Raw genomic sequence first — 5,031 nt, 5'->3', positions numbered from 1 at the left:
GTATAATGCCGCTGTATATTTCATTTAGTTCAATTTTTATTGGACTAATTTGAAATAACTAGCGGTATTAAATGGATCAAGAATACGAAAAATTGAAATCCGTAAAACAAAAAAACAGTCGCAGGAACGTTCCTGCGACTGTTTAATTTTTTTTCTAATAAATCTGTATCTTTTTTTTTAGGATTTGTCAGATGACAATGTTTTAAAACAGATTGGTTCTATTGTTTTATAAACTTCCAATGTGTTGTCTGAAATAACATTGGAAACATCATAATTTATTATATTATTGTTGATTGTATTTTTTCTTGTATTTATTATAAAGCTGACTTTGATGTGTCTCCAGATTAATCATTCTTCCTTGAATGAATGCATTGGTCAATTTATTGGTTCTCATATCCAGAGCATCTCCTTCCGAAATAAATAAAGTAGCATCTTTCCCTTGTTCCAATGTGCCACATTGATTATCAATGCCTAATAATTTAGCAGTATTAGACGTGATTAATTGCAGGGCCTGCTCTTTATCTAATCCGTAAGCAGCACAAGTTCCTGCCAAAAAAGGTAAATTTCTAGTACTCATACGTTCCATTGCTCCACTATTTTCAAGTCCAACAACAATTCCTTTGTCAGTTAAAAGTCTTGCCATTTTATAGGGTAAATCAACATCCTCATCATCTTTTTCCGGCATGTCATGCACCCGTCTCAATAGGACTCCGATATTGTTTTTCTGCAATAAATCAGCAGTTTTATAGGCTTCAAATCCACCAATAATTACCATTTTTTTGACACCCTTTTCTTTGGCTAATTGAACAGCATCAATGATTTGCTTCTCAATGTCGGCATGTATAAATAAAGTTTGGGTACCATCAAAAATTCCTTTCATGGCTTCAAAAATTAAATTCCTTTCTTTAGAATCTCCCGCCAAATAAGTTTTTGAATTGGTTAAGAAAACAGCAACTTCTTCAATTTGCTTAATGTAATCTTTATTTAAATCAACCGTCCCAGGCTCGAATTTTGAGCCGGTTTTTTTATAAATGAGGGGAAAGTCCAGATGGATGCCGTCGTTTTCTTTTATCAAAGCGTCCTTCCAGTTCCAAGCATCCAGTTGTACAATCGATGACGTTCCTGAAATTCTTCCGCCACGTGGCGTGATTTGAGCCATCAAAACACCATTTGGGCGCACAGTTTCTATTACTTTTGAATCTGCCGTATAGGCAATAATACTCCTTACATGAGGATTCATGGTTCCAATTTCGTTTTCATCGTCTGATGATTTTACTGCATCAATTTCTACCAATCCTAAAGTGGAATTTGGCGCGATAAATCCTGGATAGACGTGTTTCCCGGTAGCATCAATCGTGAGTTCATAATCGTCCTTTGAAAGTTTTGTTAATTTAGCGTCGGCAACTAATGTAATTTTACCCTCTTTGAAACCGACGACACTGTTTTCAATTATTTTTCCGTTGCCTAAATGTGCTGTTGCATTAAGAATCAAAATAGATTTTGATTGTTTTTCTGCTGGCGTCTGTTGCGCTCTTGCGAATATTGATAAGCTGAATACCAATAGTATTAAATTTATGTTCTTCATTTTTTTATTGTTCTAAAGTATCACAATGGTATTCTGTTTTTTCTTTCTTTTTAGGCTCTTGGGTAGTCGTTCCCTTGCCTTTTTCTTGTAGCAATTGCCCGATTAACTCATTTCGTTCCTTGGCAACTGCCAATCTTTGCGATTCATCTCTTTGAATATCAAAATAAACTACACCTTCAATAATTGTCTTTTCTGCCTTGGCATAAATAGATAAAGGATTATTGTTCCAAAGTACAATGTCGGCATCTTTACCTACTTTTATGCTTCCTACTTTGTCATCAATGTGCAACAATTTTGCAGGATTTAAGGTTACGAATTTCCAAGCCTCCTCTTCAGAAATATTTCCGTATTTTACCGCTTTTGCTGCTTCCTGATTCAATCTACGTGACATTTCGGCGTCATCAGAATTGTAAGCGACAACTAAACCTTGATTGTGAAGAATAGGGCCATTATAAGGAATTGCATCATTCACCTCAAATTTATAAGCCCACCAATCGGAGAACGTTGAAGCACCGGCGCCGTGTTCTTTCATTTTATCAGCCACTTTATAACCTTCCAAAATGTGGGTAAATGTGTTGACTCTAAAATTGAATTTCTCTGCCACTTCCATCAGCATTAAAATCTCCGATTGCACATAAGAATGGCAAGTAATAAAACGTTCTTTATTCAAAATTTCAGCTAAAGTCTGCAATTCTAAATCAACTCTAGGAGCTTTGGTTTTGTCTTTTTTAGGATTTGAATTGTATTTTTTCCATACTTCATCATATTCTTTGGCACGTTGGAAATAATCAATATAAACTTGTTCAACACCCATTCTAGTTTGCGGAAAACGAGTTGGATTTATATTTCCCCAATTAGCTTGTTTTACATTTTCTCCCAAAGCAAATTTGATGAATTTTGGTTGGTTTTTGTACAACATTTGATCTGCAGACAAACCCCATTTCCATTTTACAATTGCCGAACGGCCACCAATTGGATTAGCAGATCCGTGCAACAGCTGAGAAGTGGTAACGCCACCGGCCAAATCTCTGTAAATGTTGATGTCCTCAGAATTCACCACATCTTGAATCGTAACTTCGGCACTGGAGTTGTGACCGCCTTCATTGACTCCTTTAGAAATGGCAATATGCGAGTGTTCATCAATAATTCCACTGGTTAAATGTTTTCCTTTTGCATCAATGATTGTGGCTGAGGCATCGGAAATATTTTTTCCGATAATGGCAATTTTTCCATTTTTAATCAAAACATCGGTTTCTTGCAGAATTCCTTCTTTTTCATTGGTCCAAACTGTCGCATTTTTGAACAATAATGTTTGTTGGGTAGGCTTTTGAGCATTGCCAAAAGCAATGTTCGGAAAAGTCACGGGAATAATTTCATTAAGCTTTTCGGCTTTGATGGAATCTTTTACAACAAATGGAGAAGTTTTTATGGCTGACCATTTTACTTCGTTTCCATTAGATAAAACCGCTTTTCCAGAAAGACTTTGCGTGTTTTCGATAAAACCGGTTAATCTCGTGAAGCCTCCATTAAGCGTGTCTTTTGATTTAATGGATGCTGTAATCCAATTATTGGATACGGAAATTTTTGATTTTATTTTTTTTGTGTCAGCGGTTGTTATTTCAGATTTTGGAGCAGTTATTTCACCACCAATTTTCCATTTATACGAATTATTATTGATGGTTAAATCATAATTGCCTCGAACGTCTTTTGCAGTCATATCATTGACAACAAATTTATTGCCTTGAACCCAGTTTTCGAATAAAATTGTTTTTTCATCAAATATTTCTCCTGATGTAATAACAAAATTAGCCAAGCTTCCGGTTTTTAAACTTCCTATTTCGTTGCTTTTTCCCAGTATCGAAGCGGGAATGGTGGTCAATGCTTCCAATGCCTTGGTTTTATCAAATCCGTATTTTATCGCCTTCAAAAGATTGGTTCTAAAATCTTCTAATTTCTTTAATTTATCGGTTGTTAAAGCAAATACAACATTGTTGTCTGACAAAACCTTTAAGTTGGTTGGTGCTTGATTCCAAAAACGCAAATCACTTAACTCCATTTGATCGGCTTGATATGGATTTGAAACGTCATACGCCTCAGGAAAATTTACGGGAATTATGAATTTTGAATTCGTGTTTTTTATTTCTTCAATTCTTTCGAACTCGTTTCCAGCACCTTTCAAAACATAATTCAAGCCAAATTCCTTGCCTATTTTTGAAGCCCTTAAACTATTCAATTTATCTTCTGTGGTGAAAATTTGAACTAATTTTTCATTATTTATTAATGCTTCCAATGACAAATCTTTGGTTGTTGCATTTCCGTTTTTATACCAATTCAAATCTAAATACATTTGGCGCAGCAAAGCCATCATCCCCATTAACGAACTTGGGTATGCTTGATTTGTTGTTGCACTTCTTGTGAATCCAAAATGATTGGTTATTTTGTTGGATAACAATCTGGCGCTTTTATCGCTGTTATTTAAAGCAATTAAAGTTCCCGTGCCACGGGCAATTCCATCTTGAACGTGTGTTCCCACAACACCAAATCCAGCCTTTAATAATTCTTCGGCTTTTGGTTGGTCGTATTTGTAATTCTCGTACGCATTGACTTCTGACCGGATATTTTCGTTCCAATAATAACCTTCACGTTTGGTGTCATACAAAGCACCTCTGACAAAATTGGTGCTGCTTACAGGTTTTTCAATTCCAAAATCAGTGTAAATATCAATAAATGAAGGATAAATTGATTTTCCTTCAAGGTTTATTGTCATACAGTTTTTGGGAATTGTAATATTGTTTCCCGCACTAATGACTTTTCCGTTTTGAATGAGTAAACTGCCTTTTTCAATGATTTGAGTTGGTGTGACATAAATCTTGGCATTAGTGAAAACAATAAAATTGTTGTTTTTATTTTGAACACTTTCGTTGTTTGGAAAATATTCTTGGGCATTAATTTTAGGGATGAAAATCCATAAAAAGAGAAGGAGAAGAATTCTGTTCATAAGTATATAAAATTAATTTTCGTCAAATATATTAAATATATTAAATGGAAGGTATTGAATATTAAAAATTATAAAAAAACATTTTTTTTTGATTTTAATTGCTAATTTATCAGTTTTATCCCAATATTTTAATTATTTATGCATAGATACCAATTTAGGGTGAATGTGTAATTTATTACAAATATTTTGATTAAATAGCCAATTTATTGAAATGTTTTCTATATTTTTAATTCAAATAAGCGAGTATGTTAGTCAAAGTTTTTGGAAGTGCCGTTTTTGGAGTCGAAGCCACCACAATTACCGTCGAAGTAAATATAGACAAGGGGATTGGATACCATTTGGTTGGTTTACCTGACAACGCCATAAAGGAAAGTAGTTATCGAATTGCAGCAGCACTCAAAAATAATGGGTACAATATGCCAGGCAAGAAAATCACCATCAATATGGC

3 protein-coding genes are annotated in these 5,031 nt (G+C 34.4%); 1 reads left to right on the top strand and 2 read right to left on the bottom strand.

The window, feature by feature from the left end:
• Window positions 1-283: 283 nt before the first annotated feature.
• Complete coding sequence (locus B2145_RS08890) at window positions 284-1,585, bottom strand: amidohydrolase family protein (protein WP_291101163.1); 1,302 nt, start codon at window positions 1,583-1,585, stop codon at window positions 284-286.
• Between the two features lie 4 nt (window positions 1,586-1,589).
• Window positions 1,590-4,583 carry an amidohydrolase family protein gene (locus B2145_RS08885; RefSeq protein ID WP_291101161.1) on the bottom strand — a complete coding sequence of 998 codons (2,994 nt, stop codon included), beginning with the start codon at window positions 4,581-4,583 and terminating at the stop codon, window positions 1,590-1,592.
• 245 nt (window positions 4,584-4,828) lie between these two features.
• On the opposite strand from B2145_RS08885, the gene B2145_RS08880 reads away from it, so the two are divergent.
• The coding region (locus tag B2145_RS08880) for a magnesium chelatase domain-containing protein (protein ID WP_291101158.1) at window positions 4,829-5,031 on the top strand (203 nt) is incomplete at its 3' end.

The organism is Flavobacterium sp. UBA5153 (assembly GCA_002413745.1).
GTDB lineage: Bacteria > Bacteroidota > Bacteroidia > Flavobacteriales > Flavobacteriaceae > Flavobacterium.
This window is presented reverse-complemented; position numbering and strand designations above follow the sequence as displayed.

Coding starts and splice junctions, on each gene's coding strand:
- B2145_RS08890 (WP_291101163.1), bottom strand. CDS start 1,585: ATGAAGAACATAAATTTAATACTATTGGTATTCAGCTTATCAATATTC.
- B2145_RS08885 (WP_291101161.1), bottom strand. CDS start 4,583: ATGAACAGAATTCTTCTCCTTCTCTTTTTATGGATTTTCATCCCTAAA.